The following is a 26,648-nucleotide window of genomic DNA, read 5'->3' as shown; positions in this document are numbered from 1 at the left end:
GTAGAGCCGGGATGACGTGACGTCCCGCGCAACATCTTACCTCGCGATCCCGGATCGGCCTTCGGCCGTCCGGGATGACGCTTGCGGAAGGAGAGCGACAATGTCCGCTCGTCCTTACTGGAGCAGCAGCCGCAACACCTCCGGCGCCGAGACATAGGCATCGTGCGCGCTGCTGGTGAAGGGCATTGATCCGCGTTCCGGCGGAATGACGAGGCGCGCTTCTTCGCCATAGGCGGCGGCATGGCCGTCAATCGGCGCGCTGAGATAGTCATTGGCGCTGGACACGTCGACCCAGCTTAACACCGGCTTTGCCGCAAGCACCTTGGCCGTCTCCGCGCGGAGCCAGTTGGATCGCACGGCGAGGACGCTCTCGGGCGAACCGAGCGTCACCACCTTGAGCCGGCGGAAATCGTCGGTGTGCGGCCAGTCGGCCAGCAGATCGATGAGAATGACGGTGCCGAAGCTGTGGGCGAGAATGATCACCTCGTCATAGGCCGGCTCGCCAGCATCGGCATCCTGCCCGGCGACGGCGGACAGCACGTCGCCCACCGCCTTGCGCGCCAGGCTGCGCCGGCCGACGGCTGCACCGGCAAGCGCGTTGGTGAGCAGCGTCTTCACAGCCTGGGCATGATCGACCACCACCATCACCGGCGTGATCGGCATGAGGAAGGCGATCAGCGGCCACGCCTTCCATTCCACCAGCCAGGTCGCCGCGCCCTTCAGCCAGGTGCCGAAGCCGGACCCCGCGACAGTTACGATCTCGCCGATCTGCTCGGGCGGCTGCTTGAGCCACAGGCCGGCAACGGTGATGAGGATGGACAGATACCACACCACCAGCGCAACGCCGCCGAACAGCAGGCCGGCGGTGATCTGCCAGGTCGTTGAGGAGAAGGCGCGCCAGAGCGGGCTGACCAGCCAATAGGCGAGCAGCGAGAGACCACGCGTCACCCGGACGAACGGCTTCTGCTCCGCGTCTGCCGGCAACTGGTCGACCCAATAGGCTTCGAACACGTCGAGCGTCTCGAAGCCCGGCATCTTGCCATTGGCGCGCATGCCGGTCGCACGGAGCCGGACGCCCGCTGCGCCGGGAATCTTGATCTCGGCGGAATCGTCATCGCCCGAGCGGCGAAGCGGGACTTGCTCATTGACGAGAAGGTTCTCGACCAGTTCGCGGCGCCGCGCATTGCGCTCGACGCGCTTCAGGCCGGGAATGAAGACGATGGCGCGCCGTTTGCCGTCGGGCGGAACCGGGTTCACGGCGGTGTCGGCGGCTGCCGCCTCCACCGCATCAAGTGCCTGCACGTCGGACATGCTGCCCCCGCACACTGTTCCCGCCGGGCAAGACTATTCTACCGATACGTGCATTTCCAGCATACCCTGCCGGTTTGACCGAGACTTATGGCAGGTCTGGGCGAGTTGCCGCGGCGAAGCCGCGAGGCGGAATGAGAAAGTCCCGCCGATCAAAGAGTTGGGTGCCAGCCAGGGCCAGGCGGTCATTCAGCTTTCGCCCAAACTGCTCTAAGGTTCGCCCGCCCGCGTATCCATCAGGAGTCCGCCCATGCCCTGGTCGCTCACCGTCGCCAATGTCTATGGCACGGCGGTCCGTATCCACGTCACCTTCCTCCTGTTCCTGGTCTGGATCTGGGTGGCTTATTACCAGCGCGGCGGCACCAGCGCGGCCTGGGAAGGCGTCATTTTCGTCGCCCTGCTGTTCCTGTGCGTGGTGCTGCACGAGTTCGGCCACGTCTTCGCCGCGCGGCGCTATGGCGTGAAGACCTCGGACGTCACGCTCTGGCCGTTCGGCGGCATAGCAAGCCTCGAGCGCATCCCGGAAAAGCCCTCCGAGGAGCTGATCGTGGCGCTTGCCGGGCCGGCAGTGAACGTGGTCATCGCCCTGGTGCTGATCCTCATCCTCGGCGGCACCACGGGGGTCGAACATCTCCACGATATCGAGAACCCGCAGGTCGGCATGCTGGCCAAGCTCGCCGGCGCCAATATCTTCCTCGTGGTGTTCAATCTCATCCCCGCCTTCCCCATGGATGGCGGGCGCGTGCTGCGCGCGCTGCTCGCGATGAAGATGGGCCATGCCCAGGCGACACAGACCGCGGCCTCGATCGGCCAGGGGCTCGCGGTCGGCCTCGGCCTGCTCGGCATCTTCAGCGGCAATCCGATGCTGATCATCATCGCCATCTTCGTCTTCCTCGCCGCCTCCGGCGAGGCCGGACAGGTGCAGCTGAAGCAGGCGGCGCGCGGCGTGCTGGTCGAAGATGCGATGATCACGCATTTCGAGAGCCTCGGCCCGCAGGCAAGCGTCGGCGAGGCGGCGGAGGCACTGATCCGTACCACGCAGAAGGAATTCCCGGTGGTCGACGGCGCCGGGCACCTGCGCGGCGTGCTGACCCGCGACTCGATGATCCGCGCGCTGCAGCAGGCCGGGCCCGATGCGCCCGTGCTGGACGCGATGACCGGCGATATCCCCACCGTCGCCACCCGCTCCTCGCTGGACGCGGCGCTCAAGCTGCTCACCACCAGCCGGGCGCCGGCGATCGGCGCGCTCGACGCCACCGGCCGGCTGGTCGGGCTGCTCACGGCGGAGAACGTCGGCGAGATGATGATGCTGCGCGCCGCCCAGCCGGAGGGCCGCTTCGGTCCCTGGGGCCGCAAACCCGCGGCCTGACCGTCTTCTGGCAGTGCCATGGCAATGCTAGGGTCGGGCTCAAGCAAAGCTGGTGCGGGAGGGTGGCGTGGCTGAAGTAATGGCAGGACGGCTGGCGGCGGCACTGATCATCGCCACCGGCATGGTGAGCGCTGGCCCGTCGGCGGTCCACGCGGCTAGCTTCCCCTGCTCGCAAGCATCGGCTCCGGACGAGATCGCCATCTGCCGCACGCCGGATCTCAACGATGCCGATGTCGATATGTCGGTGCGCTACGAGATGCTGCGCGCGCTACTGCCGATGGGCGGCGCCGGTGCCCTGCAGGACGCGCAGCGGGCGTGGCTGGCGCAGCGCCGGCTGTGCGGCGGCGATGTCGGCTGCCTGCGCTCGGCCTATGCCCAGCGCATCGGTGCGCTGAAGGCCGGCTTCCAGCAGATCGTCAGCCGCGGCCCCTATTGAGAGACCAAAAGCAAAAGGCCCCGGCGGATGCCGGGGCCTTCGCTTGTTCCGGGCTGCCGCCGGGCAATCACTCGTCGCGATTGCCGAACAGCTGGAGCAGCATCATGAACAGGTTGATGAAGTCCAGGTACAGGGTCAGCGCGCCCATGATGGCCTTGCGCCCCATGATGACGCTGTCGTCACCGGCGAAGTACATCTCCTTGATGCGCTGGGTGTCGTAGGCGGTGAGGCCAGCGAACACCAGGACGCCCACCACCGAGATGATGAACTGCAGCATCGTCGAGCCGAGGAAGATGTTCACCAGGCTGGCGATGATGATGCCGAACAGGCCCATGATCAGGAACGAGCCCATCGCCGACAGGCTGCGCGGCGTGGTGTAGCCGTAGAGGCTCAGCGCGCCGAAGGTCGCCGCGGTGATGAAGAACACCCGCACGATGCTGTCATGGGTGTAGACGAGGAAGATGGTCGACAGCGAGACGCCCACCAGCGCGGCATAGAGCCAGAACACGGCCTGTGCGGCGGGGACGCTCATGCGGTTGACGCGGAAGCTGAGGAAGAACACCGCAGCAAGCGGCGCCAGCATCACCACCCACTTCAGCGGGCTGACGAACAGCGTGTAACCGAACTGGGTGAGGTAGATGCCGCGGCCGATGGCATACTGCGTGGCGACGTCGGAGACGGCCAGCATATAGATGCCGAGCGCGGCGGCGCCGGTAATGGCGAGCCCCAGCGTCATGTAGTTGTACACGCTGAGCATATACGAGCGGAGGCCCTGGTCGATCGCGGCCTCCGTCCGCGTCACCGTCGTGCCGAAACGCGGCTGGGCGACGTTGCGATCATAATCGGACATCGTGTCGGATCCTCTCGAAAGTCCCTGGTACGCCCCGCGTCGCAGACCCTATGCCCACGACCGAGCGGGATTTCCTACGGGAATATGGGCAAGTGCGGGCGTACCCGCAAGTGAACTTTGCGTCAGAAATGACGCTACGTCAGTAGGTAAGAGGAAAACTGCGCCCTCAAAGATCCCGCAATATGCGCGCCGGCTTCTGCCCGAGCGCCCGCCAGGTGCCGACGAGGCCAAATCCGACGGTGAGCACCAGCGCCACCGCGACCGCGGCGAGCGCCGCCCCGCTCGACCAGGCGAAGCCCGCCTTCATGACTTGCGTCACCACCACATAGGCGGCGAGCGTGCCGGCGCCGACCGCGACCACGGCGGTGGCGAGCCCGAGCACGGCATATTCCAGCGCATAGGCGCCGATCAGCCGCGCCCGCGTCGCCCCGAGCGTCTTCAGGATCACCGCATCATAGACCCGGTGATGGTGCCCGGCGGCGAGCGCGCCGGCCAGCACCAGCACGCTGGCGAGCAGCGTGACGAGGCTGGCACCGCGGATCGCCAGCACCAGCTGGCTGACCAGCTCGCCGAACTGCTCCAGCGCCTCCTTCACCCGCACCGCGGTCACCGCCGGGAAATCCTTCGCCACAGTCCGCGCCACCGCCCGCTCCTGCGCATCTCCGGCACCGTCCGGGAAGCTGAGCGTGGCGAGTGCGGTGTGCGGGGCGCCGCGGAAGGTGTTGGGCGAGAACACCATGACGAAATTGATGGCGAGCCGCTCCCATTCCACCTGCCTGAAATTGGCGATCTTCGCGGTTATGACGCGGCCCAGCACATTTACCGTGACGGTGTCGCCGATCTTCAGGCCGAAGGCGTCGGCGATCTCGCGCTCGAACGACACCAGCGGCGGGCCGGCATAGTCGGCCGGCCACCATTCGCCGGCGGTGAGCTTCGAGCCCTCCGGCACGCTTTGCGAATAGGTGATGCCGCGGTCGGAGGAGAGCACCCAGGCGAACTCCGCCGGCGGAGTGATATCCTCGACCTTGCGCCCGCCCATGGTGAGCAGGCGACCGCGCAGCATCGGCACGGTCTCGACATCGGCCGAAGGCGCCTGCGTCTTGAGGAAGGTGGCGAAGCGGTCCTCGTCGGTGCTCGGCACGTCGAGGAAGAAGAAGCTCGGCGCCTGCTTCGGCAGGTTCGCCGTCAGTTCGCGCGTCAGGCTGCGGTCGATGAGGGCGAGCGTCACCAGCAGCGTCAGGCCGAGACCGAGCGAGAGCACCACGGTCGGGGTCAGCGCGCCGGGCCGGTGGATATTGCCGAGCGCGAGCCGCGCGCTGGTCGCCTTCGGACGCGGCAGGCGGCGGGCCACCGCCATGATGCCGACCGCCACCAGACGCAGCGCAATCAGCACGCTGACCGCGGCGACCAGATAATAGATGGCGACGCGCGGCTCGTCGGAGACCGCGACCGCAAGCCCCGCCAGCGTCGCGGCGGCAAGACCGGTGAGCGCGACATAGAGCTTGCGCGGCCGGGTGCGTCCGCCATCGACATGGTCGCGGAACAGCGCCGAGACCGGCACGTCATGGGCAAGGCCGAGCGGCCAGAGCGCGAAGGCGAGCGCGATCAGTGCGCCATAGGCGACGGCCAGCGCCAAGGCCGCGGGCTGCACCGAAGGGTCGATCGGTATCGGGATCAGCGAACCGAACGCCCAGGTGATGATGAACGGCAATGCCGCGCCTACCAGCAGTCCGATGGCGATGCCGGCGGCGGCGATGAGGCCGACCTCGATCAGATAGATCGAAAACACCATGCCGCCCGGTGCGCCGAGTGTCTTGAAGGTGGCGATGACGCCGCGCTTGGCGTCGAGATGGCTCTTCACTGCGTTCGCCACGCCCACGCCGCCGACCAGCAGCGCGGTGAGGCCGACCAGCGTGAGATACTGGGTGAAGCGCTTGACGTTGTCCTCCAGCCGCGGGGCGGCGGCCTCGCGGCTGCGCACCTCGAAGCCGGCCTCCGGTGCGCCGGCCTTCACCGCGTCGAGGAAGGCGTGGAGCCGGGTGGGGTCATTGAGCTTCACCCGATAGTGCCAGCGCACCAGGCTGCCGGGCTGCAGCAGGTTCGAGGCCTTGAGCGCATCCTGCGAGATCATCAGCCGAGGCCCGAAGCCGAGGCCGGTGGCGAGCGAATCCGGCTCCTTCTCGATCAGCGCGCTGAGCCGCAGCTTGGCGTCGCCGATCTGGAAGACACCGCCCGGCTTGAGGTTCAGCCGCTCCGCCAGCATCGGATCGACCACCGCGCCATAGACGCCATCCTTGGCCGCCAGTGCGTCGGCTAGCGGCAAAGCGGGGTCGAGCGTGAGGGCGCCGGTCAGCGGATAGAGGCCGTCGACCGCCTTGGCCTCAGCGAGGGTGGAGACTAGTGCGTCGCCTTCCCCGGTCCGCGCCATGGCGCGCAGCGTGGCGACGGTCGAGACCTTGCCCGCGCCGCTCAGCAGTGCGTATTCGGCAGGCGTCGCCTCGCGCTGCACCAGCGTGAAGGCGGCATCGCCGCCGAGCAGCGTCGAACCCTGGCGGGCCAGCCCGTCGGTGAGCGCGCGCGAGAACGAGCCGACGCCGGAAATGGCGGCGACGCCGAGCGCGATGCAGGCGAGGAACACGCCGAAGCCGCGCACCCCGCCGCGCAACTCGCGCAGGGCGAAACGGGCCGCGATGCGCGCCTTGGCGAGCACGCCGGGCGCAGAGAAGGCCGGCGCACCGGCATCGGTGGCTTCGCGGGCGAGCAACGTCATGCCGGCACGGCCTCATCTGCCATATCCGGCTCGATATGGCCGGAGCGCAGCCGCACCACGCGATCGCAGCGCTTGGCGAGGTTGAGGTCGTGGGTAACGACCACCAGCGTCGATCCGCGCCGCGCCTGGGTGGCGAACAAGAGATCCATGATCTGCAAGCCGGTCGCCTCGTCGAGGTTCCCGGTCGGCTCGTCGGCGACGAGGATCGCCGGCTCCGGCGCCAGGGCGCGGGCCAGCGCCACGCGCTGCTGTTCGCCGCCCGAGAGCTGGGCGGGATAATGGTCGAGCCGCTCGCCGAGGCCGACCAGCGCCAGTTCCGCCGCCGCCCGCGCGAAGGCGTCGGCGCGGCCGGCGAGTTCCAGCGGCACCGCGACATTCTCCAGCGCCGTCATGGTCGGGATCAGATGGAAGGACTGGAACACGATGCCGACATGGCGGCCACGGAACCGCGCCAGCGCGTCCTCGGAGAAGCCGGTGAGTTCCTGCCCGGCCACCGTCACCGTGCCGGAATCCGCGCGTTCCAGCCCGGCAAGCACCATCAGCAGGCTCGATTTGCCGGAACCGGACGGCCCGACCAGGCCAACCGCCTCGCCGCGGCCTATATTCAGCGACACCCCTTTGAGGATATGGACGCGCGCCGCGCCGCTGCCGAGGGAAAGTTCCACCTTGTTAAGGCGGATGGCGGGCTCAGAGCTGCTGGAGGAGTTCGCCTGCATGGCTTTCGCTTGGTTCGCCTTGTTTAGCCGCGCCACATTCGGGTCCGCACCATATGGTGCAGCGCACCCGTCGCGAAAGGGGCACGGGCACGCCCTCCTGACGCTGGGTATGCTGCTGGCTTTCGCACTGGTTTGGGGCGCGACTTCGGCGCGCGCCGAGCCGATACGCCTCGTCGCCTTTGGCGACAGCCTCACCGCGGGGCTCGGACTGCCGGCAAACCAGGCCTTTCCGGCGAAACTGGAAGCCGCGCTCAAGGCCGGCGGACACGATATTTTGATTGAGAATGCAGGGGTTTCCGGCGACACCGCGACCGCCGGGCTCGCCCGCCTCGACTGGTCGGTCCCCGACGGCACGCAGGGCGTGATCCTCGAGCTCGGCGCCAATGACGCGCTGCGCGGGCTCGATCCGGCGATCACCGAGAAGGCGCTCGACGACACGCTGGCGCGGCTGAAGGCACGCGGCATCCCGGTGCTGCTCACCGGAATGCTGGCGCCGCCGAACATGGGGGCGGCCTACAAGCAGCGCTTCGACACCATCTATCCGGCGCTGGCGAAGAAGTATGGCGTGCCGCTCTATCCGTTCTTTCTCGACGGCGTCGCCGGCGACGTGAAGCTCAACCAGGCCGACGGCATCCACCCGCTGGCGCAGGGTGTCGACATCATCGTCGCCCGCATGCTGCCGGCGGTGGAGGCGTTCCTGGCGCAGATCGCGGAGGGCAAACCGGGCTGAGGGCTTGTCCGGCGGGTATTTGCGGGCGTATCAAGCAATCAATTGCCCGCCACAGAACCTTCCGGATCTCATCCATGCAATATCGTCCTCTCGGCCGCACCGGGCTCGAGGTGAGTGCACTTTGCCTCGGCACCATGACCTTCGGCCAGCAGAACACCGAGGCCGAAGGACACGCCCAGCTCGACTATGCGCTCGATCACGGCGTCAATTTCGTCGACACCGCGGAAATGTATTCGGTTCCTCCGCGGCCGGAGACGCAGGGCTCGACCGAGCGCATCATCGGCGCGTGGATGCGGGCGCGCGGCAATCGCGACAGGATCATCCTCGCCACCAAGGTCGCCGGCCGCGGCGAGGCGACCTGGCTGCGCAATGACGGCTCGCCGACCCGGCCGAACCGTGCCCACGTGCATGAGGCCGTCGACAAGAGTCTCGCGCGGCTCGGCACCGACTATATCGACCTCTACCAGGTGCATTTTCCCGGCCGGCCGGTTCAATGGGGCTCCAACCCGACCCGCTGGAAGCACCATGAGGGCGACGAGGTCGCGATCGAGGAGACGCTCGCCGCGCTCGGTGACCTGGTGCGCGCGGGCAAGGTGCGACACATCGGCATCTCCAATGAGAGCGGCTGGGGCACCATGCGCTATCTGGCCGAGGCCGAGGCAAGGGGCCTGCCGCGCATCGCCTCGATCCAGAACGCCTACAACCTCCTGAACCGCACCTATGAGGTTGCCCTCGCCGAGATTTCGATGCGCGAGAATGTCAGTTTGCTGGCCTATTCGGCGCTGGCGCAGGGCTATCTCACCGGCAAGTACCAGAAGGGCGCGCGCCCGCCCGGCGCCCGCACCACGCTGTTCAATCGCGGCCAGCGCTACGAGACCCTCGGGGCCGAGGAAGCTATCGACGCCTATCTGGAGATCGCCCGCGAGGCCGGGCTCGATCCCTCGCAGCTGGCGATCGCCTTCGCGCTGTCGCGCAGCTTCATGACCTCGGTGATCCTAGGCGCCACCAGCATGGAGCAGCTGAAGGCGGATATCGGTGCCACGGATGTGGTGGTGACCAAGGAGCTGGAGGCGAAGATCGACGCCGTGCACCAGCGGGTGGGGAACCCTTGTCCTTGATCACATAGGCCGTCATCCCGGTCGAAGCGAAGCGCAGAGCCGGGATCGCGTGAAGTCCCGCGCATCACCTTCTTACGATCCCGGATCGGCCTGCGGCCGTCCGGGATGACGCTTGATGGGAAGTAGGAAAAGCCTACTCCGCCGGGGCTTTCGCGACCTCGTCGGTCTCGGTCTCTACCGCGTGCTTGGTCAGCAGCGGCGCCTGCAGCAGGGCGAACACGAAGGTGAGCGGCAGATAGCCAAAGGTCTTGAACGCCACCCAGGTGTCGGTCGAGACCGAGCGCCAGACGATCTCGTTCAGCACCGCCATGACGATGAAGAAGATGCCCCAGCGAATGGTCAGCTTGCGCCAGCCTTCGGCATCGATATGGAACACGTCGCCCAGCACATAAGGCAGCAGCGGCTTGTTCAGCGCCATGCCGCCGAGCAGCGCGATGCCGAACAGCGCGTTCACCAGGGTCGGCTTCAGCTTGATGAAGTGGTCGTCCTGCAGGACGATGGTGAGCGTGCCGAACACCAGCACCACGGCCGCCGAGATCAGCGGCATCACCGCGATCTTGCGGGCGATGATCCACATCAGTGCCAGCGCCGCGAAGGTGGCGACCATGAAGGCGCCGGTCGCCACATAGATGCCGCCACGGCCATTGGCGATGAAGAAGATCACCAGCGGGCCCATCTCCAGCACGAACTTGAGCAGCGGGTGCATGGTGCGGGCGGGGGTCTTGGAGGTCTCGGTCCCCGGCACGGTAGCTTCGGTCATCAGCAACAATCCTGTGTTGGTCGCCTTGTGGCGTCTTCCGGCGGCAGGATCAAGGCAATAGCGCGCGAGCGCGCGGCATCGTGTTCAGAGCCCCAGGCTCAGTCCAGCCCCACAATAGCCCTTGCGAAGTCCCGTGCCTCGAAGGGAGCCAAGTCGTCCACACCTTCTCCGACCCCGATCAGATGCACCGGTAGTCCGTGCTTGGCGGCAATGGCGACTAAAATACCACCACGAGCCGTGCCGTCGAGCTTTGTCATCACCAGTCCCGTCACCCCGGCCACCCGCCGGAACGCTTCGACCTGCGAGAGCGCGTTCTGGCCAACCGTGGCGTCGAGCACCAGCACCACCGCGTGCGGCGCGGCCGGCTCCTGCTTCTTGAGAACGCGCACCACCTTCTCGAGTTCAGACATCAGCTCGGCGCGGTTCTGCAAGCGGCCGGCGGTGTCGACGATCAGCACGTCGGCGCCGTCCGCCTTGGCCTTGGCCAGCCCGTCAAAGGCGACGCCGGCGGCGTCCGCCCCGGGCTCGCGGGCGACGACGACGGCGCCGGTGCGATCGGCCCAGACTTTGAGCTGCTCGATGGCGGCAGCGCGGAAGGTGTCTCCGGCGGCGAGCACCACCTTCTTGCCCTGGGCGCGCAGTTGTGCCGCGACCTTGCCGATGGTGGTGGTCTTGCCCGAGCCGTTGACCCCGACCATCAACAGCACGAACGGCTTGGCCGCGGCGTCGAACACCAGCGGGTGCGCGACGGGCTTCAGGACCGTCTCGATCTCGGCGGCGATCAGGGAGCGCACCTCATCGGGCTCGATCGACTTGTCGTAGCGCCCCTTGCCGACCGCTTCCGCGATCCGTGCCGCGGTCTCGACGCCGAGATCGGCGCGGATCAGCACGTCTTCCAGGTCTTCGAGCGTGCTGGCATCGAGCTTGCGCTTGGTGAAGAGGTCGGTGATGCCGGTGGAAAGTCCGGACGCGGTCTTGGTCAGGCCCTGCGTCAGGCGCTTCCAGAAGCTCGGGCGGGCGTTCTCGGTGTCGCTCATCGATAGCCTTGCTGGCTCATGCCGCGATCAGCCGGGCGCCGTCATGGCCGGCAATGCGAACGTCGGAAATCGTGCCGGCAACGAGCGGGCGGACCAGCCGCACCGGCGTGAAGGCTTCGGTGCGTGCCATGCCCTCGGTCTCCGCCAGCACCGCGCGACGGCGGCCAATCTCGCCGGCGAGGTGGCGCTGCAAGGCTTCCGCGCCCTTCTCGCGCAGGCGGCGGGCACGCTCCTTGATCGCTTCGCGGGCAAGCTGCGGCATGCGCGCCGCCGGCGTGCCCTTGCGCGGCGAGAACGGGAAGACATGGAGGTGAGTCAGGCCGCATTCGTCGACCAGGCGCAGCGAATTGCGGAAATGCGGCTCGGTCTCGGTGGGAAAGCCGGCGATAATGTCGGCGCCGAACACGATGTCGGGCCTGAGACGCCGCAGCCTGGCGCAAAATTCGATGGCGTCGCGGCGCAAATGCCGGCGCTTCATGCGCTTGAGGATCAGATCGTCGCCGGCCTGCAGCGAGAGGTGCAGATGCGGCATCAGCCGCTCTTCCTCGGCGATGGCGGCGACGAGGTCGTCATCGGCCTCGACGGAATCGATCGAGGAGAGGCGCAGCCGGCGCAGTTCCGGCACATGGCGCAGCAGCGTGCGCACCAATTGCCCGAGCTTCGGCGCGCCGGGCAATCCGATGCCGTAGGAGGTGAGGTCGACCCCGGTGAGCACCACTTCGGAATAGCCGTTCTCCACGAGCCGGCGAACCTGGGCAACCACCTCGCCCATCGGCACCGAGCGGGAATTGCCGCGGCCATAGGGGATGATGCAGAAGGTGCAGCGGTGATCGCAGCCATTCTGCACCTGCACGAAAGCGCGGGTGCGCCCCTCCATCCCTTCGATGAGGTGCAAGGCGGTCTCGCGCACACTCATTATGTCGCCGACGACCGCCTTCTCCTCGCCACCTATGCCGAAGTCGAATGCCTGCCGGGCAAGCGCCCAGGTCTCGGGCTTGGCCTTGTCGGCATTGCCGACGACGCGGGCCACCTCGTCCATCTCGGCGAAGGTCCCCGGCTCGGTCTGCGCCGCGCAGCCGGTGACGACGATGCGCCGCTCCGGATCCTCGCGCTTCAGCCGGCGGATCGACTGCTTGGCCTGCCGCACCGCCTCGGCCGTGACCGCGCAGGTATTGACGACCACGGTGCGCTCCAGGCCGGCGGCACTGGCGGCATTCTTCACCGCCTCGGATTCGAGCGTGTTGAGCCGGCAGCCGAAGGTTAAGACCTCGATCGACATCAGGCGGCGCCGCTCGCCGCCGGCTCGCCGAGCATGGCGGGCGTCAGCTTTCCGTCGAACTCGAACTCGGCCGGGCCGGTCATGAGGATGTGGTCGTCGCTCTCGCGCCAATCGATGAAGAGGTCGCCGCCCGGCAAGGTCACGCGGACCTTGCGGCCGGTGCGGCCGGTGCGGGCGCCGGACACGGCGGCGGCGCAGGCAGCCGAGCCGCAAGCCTTGGTGAGGCCGGCGCCGCGCTCCCACACCTTCAGGACGATGTGCCCGGGCGAGACCACCTGGGCCAGCGAGATATTGGCGCGCTCGGGGAAGATCGGGTGATTTTCCAAAAGCGGGCCGAAACGGCCGAGATCATGCGCCTCGACATTCTCGACCCAGAAGATCGCGTGGGGATTGCCGACATTCACCACGGAGGGGGAATGCAGCACCGGCGCGTCGATCGGGCCGATCTGCAATTCGATGGCGCGGGTATCGGCGAATTCCTCCGCCAGCGGGATTTCGGCCCAACCGAAACGCGGGCGGCCGATATCGGCGGTCACGCCCTCAGGCGTCACGACGCAGTCGAGCAGGCCGGCGATGCTTTCGAACAGCACATGATTGCGCCCGATTCGCCCGGCCTCATAGAGCGCGATGCAGCGCGTGCCATTGCCGCAGGCCCCGGCCTCCGAGCCGTCGGCATTGATGATGCGCACGAACGCTTCGGTGCCCGCAACGCGTGGAGGATAGAGCGCCATGATCTGGTCGAATGGCAGCACCTCCGGCCGCGCCAGCGCACGCGCCTCCGCCGGCGGCACGGCAATGGGCGCGTCGCGCAGATCGAGCACGACGATCTCGTTGCCGAGGCCGTTCATCTTGATAAAGGGGCGGTCTGCGAGCGCTGTCATTCTCGGACGTGTGAGGCGATTGGAAGCGTTGGGTTGGGACCTTATATGGCGAAGCGATGCGACAAGGCCAGTGCCACCCAATCTGTTGCGCGCGGCGTCGACATGCCCGTCGCGGGCGGCGCGGCGGAATGCTAGAACCGTCCCGTCTCGCGCCCCCCGGTGACACGATGATCCGTTTGCTTCGCTCGACCCTGCCGCTCGCGCTCATCGCGCTGCTCGCCGCCGGCGCTCCGCTCGCCGCGCAGGCGCCTTCCGAACCTCCCCCGCCACCCGCACAGCAGGCGCCGCCTGCCGCGGCGCCCGATGCCGAGATGACATCGCCACCGGTGGTCGATCCCAAGGGCGTCGACACCCAGAAGGTGCCGCCCGCGGCGGCGGCACCTCAGGATAATGCAGGGGTCGCTGCGACGCCCATCAATCCGCTCGAAAAGCCCGACGGGTTCGGCGAATCGGTCGACATGAAGCCGACCCCGGTGCTGCAGAAGCGCGGCCAGAGCGGCTGGGACGAGGGTTTCCAGAGCATCGTCACGGCGCTGAAGGAGGTCGATGCCGAATTGACCCGGCTGAAGCTGAAGCCCTCCGGCCCGCCGCTGATCATCTACACCTCGACCGACGATGCCGGCTTTGATTTCGAGGCGGCAATTCCCTTCAGCGGCGCCACCACCGAGAAGCCGAGCGTGCAGTTCGAATTGGCGGCCTCGCCGGCCGGCAAGGCGCTGCGCTTCACCCATCGCGGCTCCTATGACGCGATGGACCCGACCTATGAGCAGATCGCCAACCTGCTCGATGCCAAGGATCTCGAGGCGCAGGATCTCTATATCGAGGAATATCGCAGCGATCCGCGTACCACCTCTCAGGACGACCTCGTCATCGATATCTATGTCCCGCTGAAGTGATTCCGCCGCGAACCGCCATTGCCTCTGGATTTTGAGCCGACGCAACGCTTTGACGGCGCGAGCATGCTGACGCGCTCCTCATACTCTGATACCTTGCGTTCAAGATTTCGCGTGGAACGCGCCATACCTCCAAAGAGGGCGTGGCATCCGGCGGCGCCGGGCGTTAACGTTAGGGACCCGTGCCTCTCTGTTCTCGCGCTGCGCTGCGGGAGAAATGGCGCTCAGCGCCAAGCACGTATATGCTGACCATGACGGTTTGGAAGTGCTGATGCCATCCCCTAGCGGAATGACGTTTGATCGAATGGATACATCTTCTAAACCCGCGCGCTCGCCGCGTATCCTGATGTATAGCCACGATACGTTCGGCTTGGGACACATCCGCCGGACCCGGGCTATTGCCAATTCATTGGTGAAAGAACATCGCGACCTGTCGATCCTCATCCTTTCGGGGTCGTCGCTGGCGGGCAGCTTCAATTTCGGCCCCGGCATCGACTTTGTTCACGTGCCGAGCGTCACCAAGAATGTCGACGGCTCCTATAGCGGCGCCAATCTGCGCATGGAGCTGTCCGAGGTCACCAGGATCCGTGAAGCGCTGATCCGCCAGGCCGCGGAATCCTTCCGGCCGGACATCTTCATCTCCGACAAGGAGCCGACCGGCTTCCGCGGCGAGCTGGTGCCGACGCTGGACGTGCTCGCCGAGATGGGCACGCGCCGCGTGATCGGCGTGCGCGACGTGTTGGACGATCCCGACACGGTCCGCGCCGAATGGCACGACAAGGGCGCCATCCGCACCCTCACCGATTATTATGACGACATCCTCGTCTATGGTTCGGAAGAGTTCTACCGGCCGCTCGACGCCATTCCGCTACCGGCGGAAATGCGCACCTGCATCGTCTATACCGGCTATCTGCGCCGCACCGTGCCGGGCGGCATGAGCGCGGTGAAATATCCGAAGCTCGCCAAGCGGCCCTTCATCCTCGTCACCACCGGCGGCGGCGCCGACGGCGCCGGGCTGATCGACTGGGTGATCTCGGCCTATGAGGCCGATCCGAACATCCCGCTGCCGGCAGTGATCGCATACGGCCCGTTCCTGTCGACCACGCAGCGCACCCAGTTCGCCGAGCGCGTCGACCGCCTGCCCAATGTGGAGGGCCTCACCTTCGACCCGAAGATCGAGCGCCTGATGAACCGCTCCGCGGCCGTGGTCGCCATGGGCGGCTATAATACGTTCTGCGAAATCCTGTCCTTCGACAAGCCGGCGCTGCTGGTGCCGCGTGCCCGCCCGCGGCTCGAACAGACCATTCGCGCGCAGCGCGCCGCTGATCTCGGCCTGATGCGCATGCTGACCGATCCGGTGGAGCATGGCGCCTCGACGCGCGATCCGATGGAGATGGCGGCGGCGCTGACGGCGCTGTGCGCGCAGCAGCCGCCTTCCGCCGCCATGTCCCACGACATGCTCGACGGCCACGCTCAGATCGCCAATTATCTCTCCCCCATGCTGGAGCGCGGGCAGGCGCGGCGCGGTAGCGGCGCGGGAACCGGGGGCTGAAGTGCCCGCGGACCCCTCAGGCATTCCGGCACGCATCGCCATCGTATTGAAGGGCTATCCGCGGCTGTCGGAGACCTTCATCGCGCAGGAGATACTGGAACTGGAGCGCCGCGGCTTCCAGTTCGACATCTGGTCGCTGCGCCGGCCGACCGATCGCCACGTGCACCCGATGCACGAGGCGATCACGGCGCGGCTGTTCTATCTGCCGGAATATCTGCACGACGATCCCCGCCGGGTGTGGCGCGGCATGGTCCATGCCCTCAGACGGCTGGATTGGTGGCCGGCGCTGAAGGTGTTCGCGCGTGACCTCGGGCGCGACCCGACGCCGAACCGGCTGCGCCGCCTCGGCCAGGCCTTCGTGCTGGCGCGCGAGATCGACCCGGCGATCCGGCACATGCATGTGCATTTCCTGCACACGCCGGGCTCCGTCACCCGCTACGCTTCGCTGCTGACCGGCCGCAGCTTCTCGTTCTCCGCCCATGCCAAGGACATCTGGACCACGCCGGCCTGGGAGCATCACGAGAAGATCGCGGATGCCGGCTGGGGCACCACCTGCACCGCAGACGGTCTCGCCGAGCTCAGGCGCGTCACCGCGCCGGTCGACGGCAGCCGCATCGCGCTGATCTACCACGGCCTCGATCTCGGCCGATTTCCCCCGCCGCCGCTGCCCGAGGCGCGCGACGGCAGCGATCCGGCTCGGCCGGTGCGCATCGTCGCGGTCGGCCGTGCGGTGGAGAAGAAGGGCTTCGACGATCTCATCGACGCCCTCGCCCGCCTGCCGGCGCATCTGAACTGGCATTTCACCCACATTGGCGGCGGCGAGCGGCTGCCGGCCCTGAAGGCGCAGGCCGAGCGCCTCGGCCTCACCAACCGCATCGAATGGCGCGGGAGCCTGCCGCAGGGCAAGGTGATCGAGGCGCTGCGTGCAGCGGAGCTGTTCGTGCTGCCGAGCCGGCAGGGCGCGGACGGCGACCGCGACGGCCTGCCCAATGTCATCATGGAGGCGGCGACGCAGGCCTTGCCGGTGGTGTCGACCCGCTTTGCCGGGGTACCGGAATTCATTGAGCACGACACGAATGGCCTGCTGGTGGAGCCGCGCGATGTGGCCGCGTTGGCGGACAGCCTTGCCACGCTGATCGCCGACCCGGCGCGCCGGGCAAGGCTTGGGGCGGCGGCCTATGAGCGCGTCCGGTCGGGCTTCTCGTTCGAGGCCGGCATCGACCGTCTCGCCGGGCTGCTGACCGGCGGTGCCGCGGCCGAGGCGCGCACGGTTCGTGCGCCGACGCGCGAGGAACGGCCGATCGCCGCGGTTGCCGAGGCCGGCGAGGCCTGAGCCATGCGTTGCCTTTTCCTGGCGCCGATGAAGGCGCCCGACCATCCCTTGCCGTCCGGCGACCGGGCCATGGCGCGCCTGTTCTTCCGGCTGCTCGGCCGTGTCGGCTATCAGGTCGAGTTGGCCTCAAAGCTCTCCACCCGCACGAAAGAACCTTCCGCCGAGCGCTGGCAGGAGTTGGAAGACGCTGCCGAGATAGAGTTGCACCGCATCCTCGGCGAGCAGGCGGCCACGAGCGGGCAGATCGCCTGCGTCTTCACCTATCACCTCTATTACAAGGCGCCCGACCTGATCGGCCCACGCCTGGCGGCACAGCTCGGCGTGTCCTATGTGGCGGCCGAGGCGACCCGGTCGCCACGCCGCAGCGAGGGCCCGTTCGCGCGGGGCCACGAACTGGCGGAGCGCGCCATAGACGCCGCCGACCTCGTGCTCAATCTGACGACGCGCGACCGCGAGATGGTCGAACGCTTCAAGCCCGCCGGTCAGCGCATAGCCGACCTCAAGCCGTTCTTCGACCTCGCCGACTGGCCGCTGGCCGGGCCGCCGGCGCCCCGACGGGAAGGTGAACTTCGGCTGGTCAACGTGGCGATGATGCGTCCGGGCAACAAGCTAGCGTCCCACCACCAGCTTGCCGAGGCCCTCGCCCGGCTCGGCCGGCCGTTTCGGCTCGACATGATCGGCGACGGCCCGACACGCGAGGAGGTACACGCCGCCTTCGCGCCGCTCGGCGATCAGGTGAAATTCCACGGCATGATCGAGGATCGCACCCTGCTCGCCCGCTTCTACCGCGATGCCGATCTCTTCGTCTGGCCGGGCGTCGGCGAGGCCTATGGCGCGGTGTATCTGGAAGCGCAGGCGCACGGCCTGCCCTGCATCGCCGGCGACAATGGCGGCGTGCCCGACGTGATTCGCGATGGCGAGACCGGCATACTGGCGCCGCGCGGCGATATCGACGCCTATGCCGGCGCGATCCGCCGACTCGCCGATGATGAGTCGCTGCGCACGCGCTACGCTCACGCGGCCTGGCGCTTCGCCAGCGAGGAGCGGACCATCGAGGCGGCGCAGCGCACATTGGAAGCGGCACTGGACACCGCCGGCATACCGAGGCCAGCAGCATGAGCGACCCGCAGACACCTCCGAATATGACGCCAAAGCGCGCCATGATCGTGGTGACGCACCTGCTCGGTGTCGGCCACCTTGCCCGCATGGCCGCGGTCGGCCGCGCTTTGGTCGCGGAAGGCTGGCAGGTCACCATCGTCTCCGGAGGACGGCCGGTGCCGACCGCACGGCTCGGCAGCTGCGAGCTGGTGCAATTGCCCAGCGTGCATTGCGTCGGCACCGATTTCAGCACCCTGCTCGCCAGCGACGGCACGGTGGCGGACGCCGCCTATCTGGCGCGGCGGGGCGAGGAATTGCTGGCGGCGTTCGAGGCGATCCGCCCGGATGCGCTGATCGTCGAGCTTTATCCGTTCGGCCGCCGCGCCATGGCCGGCGAGTTCGACGCGCTGCTGGAGCGCGCCAAGGCGAGCGATCCGCGCCCGACTATCCTGTGCTCGATCCGCGACGTGCTGAACCCGCCGTCGCGTCCGGAACGGGCGGACCAGGCGCTGGAGCGCCTCGCCCGATCGTTCGACGGCGTGCTGTTCCATGGCGACACCTCGGTGGTGCCGCTCAGCGCCTCCTGGCCGACGCCCCCCGCCCTGGAGCGGCGGCTGATCGAGACCGGCTATGTCCATGACGGCGAGGCGGCCGTGGCGGCCGTCGGCTCAGACGGCCAGGACGAGATCGTCGTCTCCGGCGGCGGCTCGGCGGCGAGCCTGCCGCTGTGCCGCGCCGCGATCGAAGCCGCCCGGCTCGTCACCACGCATCGGTGGCGGCTGCTGGTCGGCCACGGCGTACCCGCTACGGACTTCGATACGCTCGAGGCCGCGGCCCCACCGCACATGATGGTCGAACGCGCCCGGCCGGACTTCCCGGCGCTGCTGGGCCGTTCCGCACTTTCCATCAGCCAGGCCGGCTACAATACGGTGCTCGACCTGGCCGCCGCGCATGCGCGCGCCATTCTGGTACCGTTCGCCGCCGGAAATGAGCTGGAGCAGACCATCCGCGCCGGCGAACTCGCCCGGCGCGGGCTGGCCCGCGTGCTGGAAACCGACGGACTCGACGGCGCCGCTTTGGCGCGCGAGGCCGCCGGCCTGACCGCCGCGCCGCGCCCGGACTGGTCGGCGATCCGCGCCGGCGGTGCGAAGCGCACCGCGGAACGGGTTGCGGCTGCGGCCGACAACGCCGCCGCACGCGCGGAAGCCTGGCGGGCACTCGATGCCGTGCTTGTGCGGGCGCGCACCTCAGGTCGCACCATCGATTTCTGGCTGCGTGACGACGACGCCATCGAGCCGACCCCGGCCCTCGACGCCTATCTCGCCCGCGCCCGGCGCTGGGGCGTGCCGGCGGCGCTCGCGGTCATTCCGGCGCGGGGGACACCGCAACTCGCCGCCTGGCTCGCCGACCACCCGACGGTCGACGTGCTGGTGCATGGCTGGGCTCATCGCAACCATGCGCCAGCCGGCGCGCGGGCCTCGGAATTCGGTGTCGACCGGCCCGCGCCAGACAAGCAAGGCGACGCCACGCGCGGCCTGTCACGGATCGGCGAGATCTTCGGCGAGCGCGCCTTGCCGGTGTTCGTGCCGCCCTGGAACCGCATCGATCCTGGCTTTGCTGCAGCATTGCCAGAGCTCGGCTATAGCGGGCTCTCGACCCATGAGCGCCGCAGCCCGGAGCGCGCCCCCGCCGGCCTCGTCACCATCAACAGCCATTGGGACCCGATCGCCTGGAAGACCGGCGGCGGGCTGAAGGACGAGGCGAAGCTGCTTCATTTGCTGGCGCGGCTCATCGACGAGGAACTCGCCACCCCCGCCGGTACGCTGGAACCGATCGGCATCCTCACCCACCATCTGGTGCATGATGGCTGGATCGACCGCTTCCTCGACGAGGTGTTCGAGCGCCTGGCGGGCTCAGGCAGCGCGCGGTTCGTGGCCGCGCGCGAGGTGTTCGCCGTCCCGGTCCCGGCCTAATTCCGCCGATAGAGATAATAGCGGCCCTCGCGGGCACCGGCCGGCAGCGGCACCTCGGTGAAGCCGTCGAGTTCGAGCGGCAGGTCGGACATGATAATGCCGCCGGCCGCCATCACCGGCGGCAGTAGCCGAGCCGACATCGCCGCCACCGCAAGGTTGGATTCGCGGTCGAACGAGCCGAGATCGGAATTGGCCAGCACCACCTTGCCGGCGATCCTGCCGTGCAGCGCCGGCAGCGTCTCCTCGATCTCGCCCAGCACCAGCTGGTCGGCCGTAGGCTGGCAGTCCGCATGGGCGACATTCACCCGGTCGAAGACCAGGATATCGCGCCCCGGCAAATGCCGGCGCAGATGGTCATAGGTGCGCCCCAGGCCGAGGCCGAGCTCAAGCACGAAACCGGGGCGATCCGCGATCTCGGCAAAGGCCCAGGCAAGGCACGCACGCTGCGCCTCGAGGCGGAACAGCGTCTTCTCGAGGCGGGAAAGGCCGGACACGCAGTGTTACTCGTCAGTGATAGGGGTCGGCAGCATCGCGCAGGCCGTCGCCAAGGAAATTGAAGGCGAGGATGACGGCGATGACGGGCACCACCGGCAGGATGAGCCATGGATAGAACACCACGATATTGATGTTCTGCGCCTCGTTCAACATCACGCCCCAGCTGGTGATGGGGGGCCGCAGGCCGAGGCCGAGGAAGCTCAAGGCGGTCTCGCCGAGGATCATGGTGGGGATGGTGATGGTCGCCGAGGCGATCAGATGGCTGAGGAAGCCCGGCACCAGATGGCGGAACACGATGCGCGGCGTCTTCGCGCCCATCAGCTGGGCGGCGACGACGTAATCGTCTTCGCGCAACGACAACAGCTTGGAGCGCACGGCACGCGCCAGCCCGGTCCAGTCCATCAGGCCGAGGATCATGGTGATGCTGAAATAGACCAGCAGCGGGCTCCACGTCGGCGGCATGATCGCCGACAGAGCGAGCCACAATGGTATGTGCGGCAGCGACTGGATGACCTCGATCACGCGCTGCATCACGAGGTCGAACAGACCGCCATAATAGCCGGCGAGCCCGCCTATGATGATGCCGAGGGTGAAGCTGACGGCGACACCGATGAGGCCGATGGTCAGCGAGATGCGCGCGCCATAGATGATGCGCGAGAGCATGTCGCGCCCCAGCCGGTCGGTGCCGAGCAGGAACAGCGTGCCGCCTTCGCTCGGGCACATCAGATGCCGGTTGCCGGGGATCAGCCCCCAGAACATGTAGGGGTCGCCCTTGCAGAAGAAGCGCACCGGGTGGACCTGCGTGCGGTCCTCCGAGAAGGTGCGCCGCATGCTCTGCATGTCGAGCTGGTATTTCAGCCCATAGGTGAAGGGGCCGACGAACGCGCCGTCATGGAACAGATGGATCCCCTGCGGCGGCGAGCGGATGAAGTCGGTATGCCGGGCCTGGTAGTCATAGGGCGCCAGGAACTCGCAGATCAGGATCGAGGCGTAGAGCACCATCAGGAAGATGCCCGAGAACAGCGCGAGGCGGTGGCGCTTGAACTTCCACCACATCAAGGTCAGCTGCGAGGCAAGATAGACCCGCTTCTGCGCCTCGGTCAGCACCTCCGCCGTATAGGGGTCGAACGGGGCCTCCGCCACGATGTGCGGCAGCCGCTCGGGCCCGGCCAGCTGCGGGATGGGAGCGCTCATTTGGAGGCTCCACCACTGAAGCGGATGCGCGGATCGAGGAAGCCGAGCGCGATATCCGAGATTAGCACGCCGATCACGGTGAGGCAGGACAGGAACATCAGGAACGAGCCGGCGAGATACATGTCCTGGCTTTGCAGCGCCCGCAGCAGCAGCGGGCCGGTGGTCTGCAGCGACAGCACCACCGCGGTCAGCTCCGAACCGGAGACGATGGTCGGCAACACGTCGCCGATGCCGGAGATGAAGAAGTTCAGCGACATGCGCAGCGGATATTTCACCAGCGCCCGCTGCCGCGACAGACCCTTGGCCTTTGCGGTAACGTAGTATTGTTTACGTAATTCCTCGAGCAGGTTGGCGCGTATGGCGCGCACCATGGTGCCGGTGCCGCCGGCGCCGATGATCAGCACCGGGATCCACAGATGCGCCAGGATCGACTGTGCCTTCGCCCAGCTCATCGGCTGGTCGAAATACATCGGGTCCATCAGGCCGCCGATCGATAGCCCGAACCAGACATTGGCGAAGTACATCACGATCAGCGCCAGCAGAAAGTGCGGCACCGCGATGCCGAGCAGGCCGAGGAAGGTCAGCCCGTAGTCGCCCCAGCTATATTGGTGAGTGGCGGAATAGATGCCGATCGGAAAGGCGATCAGCCAGGTCATCAATATGGTGGAGAGCGAGAGCAGCACGGTGAGGCCGAGCCGCTCGCCGACGATCTCGCGCACCGGCATCTCGTATTCGAACGAATAGCCGAAATCGCCCTGGAAGAAGCCGGTGATCCATTTGAAATAGCGCTGCACCGGCGGCAGGTCGAAGCCGTATTCCTTGCGCAGGAACTCGATGCGGCTGGTGTCGACCTTCTCGCCCTGCGCCGCCATCTCGGCGACATAGGTCTCGAAATAGTCGCTCGGCGGCAGCTGCATCACCGTGAAGATGAGCGCGCTGGCGACGAGGAGCGTCGGCACCATGATGGCGATCCGCCGGGTGATGTAGCGCAGCACGCCTCACTCCTTCCGTGCGGTGTCGTCGAACCAGAACGTATCCGGCAAATAGATGCCGAAATACGAGCCCGGCTCGAACGCATAGACCCCGGTTTCCGGGACGTTGCGCAGCAGATTGGACACCACCACCGGCTGGCGGGTGCGGTTGACGATGCCGATGGTGAAGACCTGGTCGGCATTGATCTCCAGCATGCGGCGCCAGATGTCGCGGCGCTGGTCGACGTCCGTCGAGTGCCGCCATTGCTGGTGCAGATCGACCAGTTCCTTGGCCTCGGGGAGGGTCGGCGCCTCGCCTTCCTGGCCGGATGAATCGACATACTGGCCCCAGAGCGGCCACTGGAACTGCATCGAATTGGACGGCGCCAGCTCGGTCGGCTCCATGTCCGGGCTGGGGATCGAATTGTCGAGCCCCTTCCAGGTCGACATCATCACCTTGCCGGCGATGGCGCCGCGGCGAAGTATGTCACGCTGGGTCGGCCGCGCGAACATGGCGATGCCGATCTTCTTCCAGTCATAGCCGACCAGCTCCAGCGCATCGGATTCCTCGGTGCTGTCGCCGGCGGTCTCCACCGTGATCTCGGCGCGCCGGCCGTCGGGCAGCAGGCGGATGCCATCGGCGTCGCGCTTGTCGAGGCCCGCCTGGTCGAGCAGCTGGTTGGCGAGCGCCGGATCATACTGCGCCCAGGCCTGGTCATATTTGGAATCGTAGAGCTGGCTGCCGGGAATGACGGTGTTGGCGCCCTCATGGGCGAGGCCGAAGAAGATCACCTGGTTGATGTCGCGCCGATTGATGGCGACGGAAAGCGCGCGGCGCACCCGCACGTCGCGCAGCACGGCGCGCCAGCCGTCATCGGCGACATTGAGGTTCGGCACGATGGCGACATTGGCGCCCTCGCCATTCTCCCACAGCCGCACCCGATAATTCTGCCGCTCCTCGGCCGCCTTCAGGAAGGTGTAGCTGTCGAAACGCAGATAGCGCGCCTGCAGGTCGGCGCCGCCGGCCCCGACCTTGGCGGGCACCAGCGAGGAGGTACCGATCGAGATGGCGACCCGGTCGATATAGGGCAGTTGGCGCCCGGCCTCGTCGACCCGGTGATAATAGGGATTGCGCTCGAACACGAAGAGCTCGGCCGGCGGATAGGTCAGCGGCCGCCACGGCCCCAGCGTCGGCAGGTTCGGGTTCTCGGGACGATAGGCGCGGGCCTTGCGGTCGTGCAGCGCGCTCCAGTCCTTCACCCGGAACTGCTTGACCAGCTTGGCGAGTTCATCCGGGTCGGCGTAGCGCGCGTGGAACTGCTTCAGATAGTGGAACGGCATGGCGATGGTGAAGGGATTCGCCGCCGCCAGCGCCGGCAGGAACCCGGGATTGGGCATCGACCATGTGTAGCGCACGGTGAGCGGGTCGATCACCTCGAAACGCGGCGGCTGGTTGCCGACCAGCATCGCGCGCGGCGGGCCCCCGGGATTGAGGGTCGCGTTATTGGCGACATCCTCCCACCAGTAGCGGAAATCCTCCGCGGTGAAGGGCACGCCGTCCGACCAGCGATGGCCCTCGCGCAGGTGCAAGGTGAAGATGCGCCCTTCCTCGACATCGACGGCGCGCAATATGTCGGGCACCAGATTGCCGTTGAGGTCGAACACCATGAGACGGGCATAGCCGTAGAGCGTCACCATGCGGATGTCGCGCTGGTCGCCCATCAGCAGCCGCAGCGTGCCGCCATAGCGGCCGGGCTCGCGGCCCATGGCCTTGAGGTCGATCACCCGCGGCTGCACCGGCAGGCGCTGCGCCATCGGCGGCAAGGCGCCGGCCCGCACCGCATCGGCGAGGATCGCGGACTCGCCCGAGACGTCCGGCGTAGCGGCATGCACGGACGGCACGCACAAACCGGCGCCGAGCATCAGGAGCAGCGCCAGTACCATCCGGATCGGGGCTCTCCACATGGCGGGACCTATGCCGTGACCAGATCGGATCGGACGCAGTCGCGGTCGGCAAGCACGAAATGGCCGCCGCCGAGATCGAGCGGGGCGAGCCCCCCGCCCTTCATGCCGCGGAACGCCTCCGGCCAGATCTGCGGATCGGAGGCGCCGCCGGCCGACATCGGGATCTTGAAGTCGAAGCGCTGGTCGAGGTCGGGCAGCAGCACCGCCTTGAGCAGGTTCTTGGTGTAGGGGTGGACCGGATTGGCGAACAGCGCGTCGCGCGTCGCCATCTCGACGATGCGCCCGCGGGCCATCACCGCGATGCGGTCGGCCATGTAGTGGACCACCGCGAGATTGTGCGTGACGAACAGATAGGTGAGACCGAGCGCGGACTGCAGGTCCTTCAGCAGATTGAGGATCTGCGCCTGCACCGAGACGTCGAGCGCGGAGACCGGCTCGTCACAGATGATGATGTCGGGATCGAGCGCGAGCGCCCGGGCGATGCCGATGCGCTGGCGCTGGCCGCCGGAGAAGCTGTGCGGATAGCGGTTGAGGAAGCGCGGATCGAGGCCGACGCAGCGCATCAACTCGATGACGCGCTCCTTCTGCCAGGCCGGATCGCCGCGCTCCTGGATGATCATCGGCTCGCGGATGATGTCGAGCACCGTCATGCGCGGCGACAGCGACGACACCGGATCCTGGAAGATCATCTGCAGATGCGGCCGAAACTCGCGCAAGTCCTCCTTGTCGAGGGCGCGGATATCGACCGGCCCGTCGCGGCCGTGGAAGGTGATGGAGCCGGAATCGGCGGCCCGGGCGCGCATGATCAGGTTGCCGACCGTGGTCTTGCCGGAGCCGCTCTCGCCGACGAGGCCGAGGCACTCGCCGCGCATGATCTCGAAGCTGACATCGTCGACGGCGACGACACCGCCGCCTTTCTTGCCGCCATAGGTCTTGCGCAGTCTCTCCACCGTGAGGATCGGCGCGCCGCAGGTCTCCAGCCGGTAGGGGTCGGTACGCTCCGGCACGACGGGCGGTATGTCGCGCAGCGCCACCAGGCGCTCGCCTTCCGCCATGTCGAAGCGCGGGCAGGCTTTCAGAAGCGCCTTCAGATAGGGATGGGTCGGGTCGCGGAACACGTCCTCGACCGTGCCCATCTCCATGATCTCGCCCTGATAGATCACCACCACCTCGTCCGCCATGTTGGCGACGACGCCGAGGTCGTGGGTGATGAGCAGGATCGCCATGCCGAAATCCTGCTGAAGCTCCTTCATCAGCTTCAGCACCTGGGCCTGGATGGTCATGTCGAGCGCGGTGGTCGGCTCGTCGGCGATCAGCAGGGCCGGATGGCAGATCAGCGCCATGGCAAGCATGGCGCGCTGGCGCAGCCCGCCGGACAGCTCGAACGGGTAGCGGTCATAGGCGCGGTGCGGCTCGCGGAAGCCGACCAGCTCCAGCATCCGCTCGGTCACCGCGCGTGCTTCCTTGCGCGGATGCGGGCGGTGCAGCTGCAGCGCCTCCTCGACCTGGTTGCCGATGGTATGGACCGGCGAGAGCGAGGACATCGGCTCCTGGAAGATCATGCCGATGCGCCCGCCACGCAGATGGCGGATCACCTTGCCGTCGGTCGGAAGCCCGGCAATGTCGAGCGGGCCGGTCTTGCCAGCACCGTTCTTGAATTCGCCGTCCGGCTTGCGGGCCGGATCGGAGAACAGGATCCGCCCCTGGGTGATGATGCCGTTGGGCGGCAGCAGGCCCATCACCGCGCGGGAGATGACGGTCTTGCCGGAACCGGATTCACCGACAAGGGCCACCGTGCGTCCCGCTGGCACGCGGAGCGACACTCCCTTCACCACCTCGTCGAGCTGGCCGTGAAGGGCGAAACCGATGCGCAGGTCTTCGATACGAAGCACTTCGGGGGTCACGGCCGGCAGCACATTG

Annotated in this window: 22 protein-coding genes; 9 read left to right on the top strand and 13 right to left on the bottom strand. The window is 67.5% G+C overall.

All coding sequences use genetic code 11. The features are described 5' to 3' along the window. Positions 1–114: 114 nt before the first annotated feature. Complete coding sequence (locus G3545_RS21105) at positions 115–1,311, bottom strand: hypothetical protein (protein ID WP_170015378.1); 1,197 nt, start codon at positions 1,309–1,311, stop codon at positions 115–117. A 247-nt stretch (positions 1,312–1,558) separates the two neighbouring features. Here G3545_RS21105 and G3545_RS21100 point away from each other — a divergent pair, with 247 nt between their 5' ends. Then, positions 1,559–2,677 (top strand): site-2 protease family protein, encoded by a 1,119-nt coding sequence (locus G3545_RS21100; protein ID WP_170015376.1) that lies wholly within the window; start codon positions 1,559–1,561, stop codon positions 2,675–2,677. Positions 2,678–2,744: 67 nt separating this feature from the next. Further along, positions 2,745–3,113, top strand: a complete 369-nt coding sequence (locus G3545_RS21095) for a lysozyme inhibitor LprI family protein (RefSeq protein ID WP_246702508.1) — start codon at positions 2,745–2,747, stop codon at positions 3,111–3,113. A gap of 67 nt (positions 3,114–3,180) precedes the next feature. Here G3545_RS21095 and G3545_RS21090 read toward each other — a convergent pair whose 3' ends face one another. From G3545_RS21090 to G3545_RS21080, 3 genes are all read right to left on the bottom strand, one after another. After that, positions 3,181–3,963: a Bax inhibitor-1/YccA family protein gene (locus tag G3545_RS21090; protein ID WP_170015374.1), complete on the bottom strand. Its 783-nt coding sequence runs from the start codon at positions 3,961–3,963 to the stop codon at positions 3,181–3,183. 166 nt (positions 3,964–4,129) lie between these two features. Continuing rightward, positions 4,130–6,733: an FtsX-like permease family protein gene (locus G3545_RS21085; protein ID WP_170015372.1), complete on the bottom strand. Its 2,604-nt coding sequence runs from the start codon at positions 6,731–6,733 to the stop codon at positions 4,130–4,132. After that, positions 6,730–7,449 (bottom strand): ABC transporter ATP-binding protein, encoded by a 720-nt coding sequence (locus G3545_RS21080; RefSeq protein WP_170015370.1) that lies wholly within the window; start codon positions 7,447–7,449, stop codon positions 6,730–6,732. The genes G3545_RS21085 and G3545_RS21080 overlap by 4 nt, the downstream gene beginning before the upstream one ends. Positions 7,450–7,558: 109 nt before the next feature. Between G3545_RS21080 and G3545_RS21075 the strand changes: the two genes are divergently transcribed. Together G3545_RS21075 and G3545_RS21070 are read left to right on the top strand one after the other, a co-directional pair. Continuing rightward, positions 7,559–8,179: an arylesterase gene (locus G3545_RS21075; RefSeq protein WP_170015368.1), complete on the top strand. Its 621-nt coding sequence runs from the start codon at positions 7,559–7,561 to the stop codon at positions 8,177–8,179. 74 nt (positions 8,180–8,253) lie between these two features. Continuing rightward, positions 8,254–9,297, top strand: a complete 1,044-nt coding sequence (locus G3545_RS21070; protein WP_170015366.1) for an aldo/keto reductase — start codon at positions 8,254–8,256, stop codon at positions 9,295–9,297. A 133-nt stretch (positions 9,298–9,430) separates the two neighbouring features. Here the strand turns inward: G3545_RS21070 and G3545_RS21065 are convergent, their stop codons facing one another. The 4 genes from G3545_RS21065 to dapF all read right to left on the bottom strand — a co-directional run bounded on the left by G3545_RS21065 (position 9,431) and on the right by dapF (position 13,254). After that, entirely contained in the window at positions 9,431–10,057 is a 627-nt protein-coding gene (locus tag G3545_RS21065; RefSeq protein WP_170015364.1) for a septation protein A, read from the bottom strand. Positions 10,058–10,155: 98 nt separating this feature from the next. Further along, positions 10,156–11,094 carry a signal recognition particle-docking protein FtsY gene (gene ftsY, locus G3545_RS21060; protein WP_170015362.1) on the bottom strand — a complete coding sequence of 313 codons (939 nt, stop codon included), beginning with the start codon at positions 11,092–11,094 and terminating at the stop codon, positions 10,156–10,158. Between the two features lie 16 nt (positions 11,095–11,110). Further along, positions 11,111–12,373, bottom strand: a complete 1,263-nt coding sequence (mtaB, locus tag G3545_RS21055) for a tRNA (N(6)-L-threonylcarbamoyladenosine(37)-C(2))-methylthiotransferase MtaB (protein ID WP_170015360.1) — start codon at positions 12,371–12,373, stop codon at positions 11,111–11,113. Next, a complete protein-coding gene (dapF, locus tag G3545_RS21050; protein WP_170015358.1) occupies positions 12,373–13,254 on the bottom strand; it encodes a diaminopimelate epimerase in 882 nt (293 codons plus the stop codon). The genes mtaB and dapF overlap by 1 nt, the downstream gene beginning before the upstream one ends. A gap of 167 nt (positions 13,255–13,421) precedes the next feature. Here dapF and G3545_RS21045 point away from each other — a divergent pair, with 167 nt between their 5' ends. The 5 genes from G3545_RS21045 to G3545_RS21025 all read left to right on the top strand — a co-directional run bounded on the left by G3545_RS21045 (position 13,422) and on the right by G3545_RS21025 (position 20,103). After that, a complete protein-coding gene (locus G3545_RS21045) occupies positions 13,422–14,150 on the top strand; it encodes a GyrI-like domain-containing protein (protein WP_170015356.1) in 729 nt (242 codons plus the stop codon). A gap of 409 nt (positions 14,151–14,559) precedes the next feature. Further along, positions 14,560–15,699 carry a glycosyltransferase gene (locus tag G3545_RS21040; protein ID WP_206151308.1) on the top strand — a complete coding sequence of 380 codons (1,140 nt, stop codon included), beginning with the start codon at positions 14,560–14,562 and terminating at the stop codon, positions 15,697–15,699. A 1-nt stretch (position 15,700) separates the two neighbouring features. Beyond that, a complete protein-coding gene (locus tag G3545_RS21035) occupies positions 15,701–17,032 on the top strand; it encodes a glycosyltransferase (RefSeq protein WP_246702507.1) in 1,332 nt (443 codons plus the stop codon). A gap of 3 nt (positions 17,033–17,035) precedes the next feature. Beyond that, complete coding sequence (locus G3545_RS21030) at positions 17,036–18,151, top strand: glycosyltransferase family 4 protein (RefSeq protein ID WP_170015352.1); 1,116 nt, start codon at positions 17,036–17,038, stop codon at positions 18,149–18,151. Beyond that, on the top strand, positions 18,148–20,103 hold the full coding sequence (locus tag G3545_RS21025; protein ID WP_170015350.1) for a glycosyltransferase: 1,956 nt from the start codon (positions 18,148–18,150) through the stop codon (positions 20,101–20,103). The genes G3545_RS21030 and G3545_RS21025 overlap by 4 nt, the downstream gene beginning before the upstream one ends. Here the strand turns inward: G3545_RS21025 and G3545_RS21020 are convergent. From G3545_RS21020 to G3545_RS21000, 5 genes are read right to left on the bottom strand one after another with little or no spacing between them, the layout of a single operon-like run. Beyond that, positions 20,100–20,597 (bottom strand): class I SAM-dependent methyltransferase, encoded by a 498-nt coding sequence (locus tag G3545_RS21020; RefSeq protein WP_170015348.1) that lies wholly within the window; start codon positions 20,595–20,597, stop codon positions 20,100–20,102. The genes G3545_RS21025 and G3545_RS21020 overlap by 4 nt on opposite strands. Before the next feature lie 13 nt (positions 20,598–20,610). Continuing rightward, entirely contained in the window at positions 20,611–21,792 is a 1,182-nt protein-coding gene (locus G3545_RS21015) for an ABC transporter permease (protein WP_170015346.1), read from the bottom strand. Then, complete coding sequence (locus G3545_RS21010; protein WP_170015344.1) at positions 21,789–22,787, bottom strand: ABC transporter permease; 999 nt, start codon at positions 22,785–22,787, stop codon at positions 21,789–21,791. Before G3545_RS21010 ends, G3545_RS21015 begins: the two co-directional genes overlap by 4 nt. Positions 22,788–22,790: 3 nt before the next feature. Continuing rightward, on the bottom strand, positions 22,791–24,707 hold the full coding sequence (locus G3545_RS21005; protein ID WP_246702506.1) for an ABC transporter substrate-binding protein: 1,917 nt from the start codon (positions 24,705–24,707) through the stop codon (positions 22,791–22,793). Positions 24,708–24,736: 29 nt separating this feature from the next. Beyond that, complete coding sequence (locus G3545_RS21000) at positions 24,737–26,644, bottom strand: ABC transporter ATP-binding protein (RefSeq protein ID WP_246702505.1); 1,908 nt, start codon at positions 26,642–26,644, stop codon at positions 24,737–24,739. Positions 26,645–26,648: the final 4 nt, after the last annotated feature.

Source organism: Starkeya sp. ORNL1 (assembly GCF_012971745.1).
Lineage (GTDB): Bacteria > Pseudomonadota > Alphaproteobacteria > Rhizobiales > Xanthobacteraceae > Ancylobacter.
Note: the sequence above shows the minus strand (reverse complement) of the source record. Positions and strands in the feature narration are given on the sequence as shown.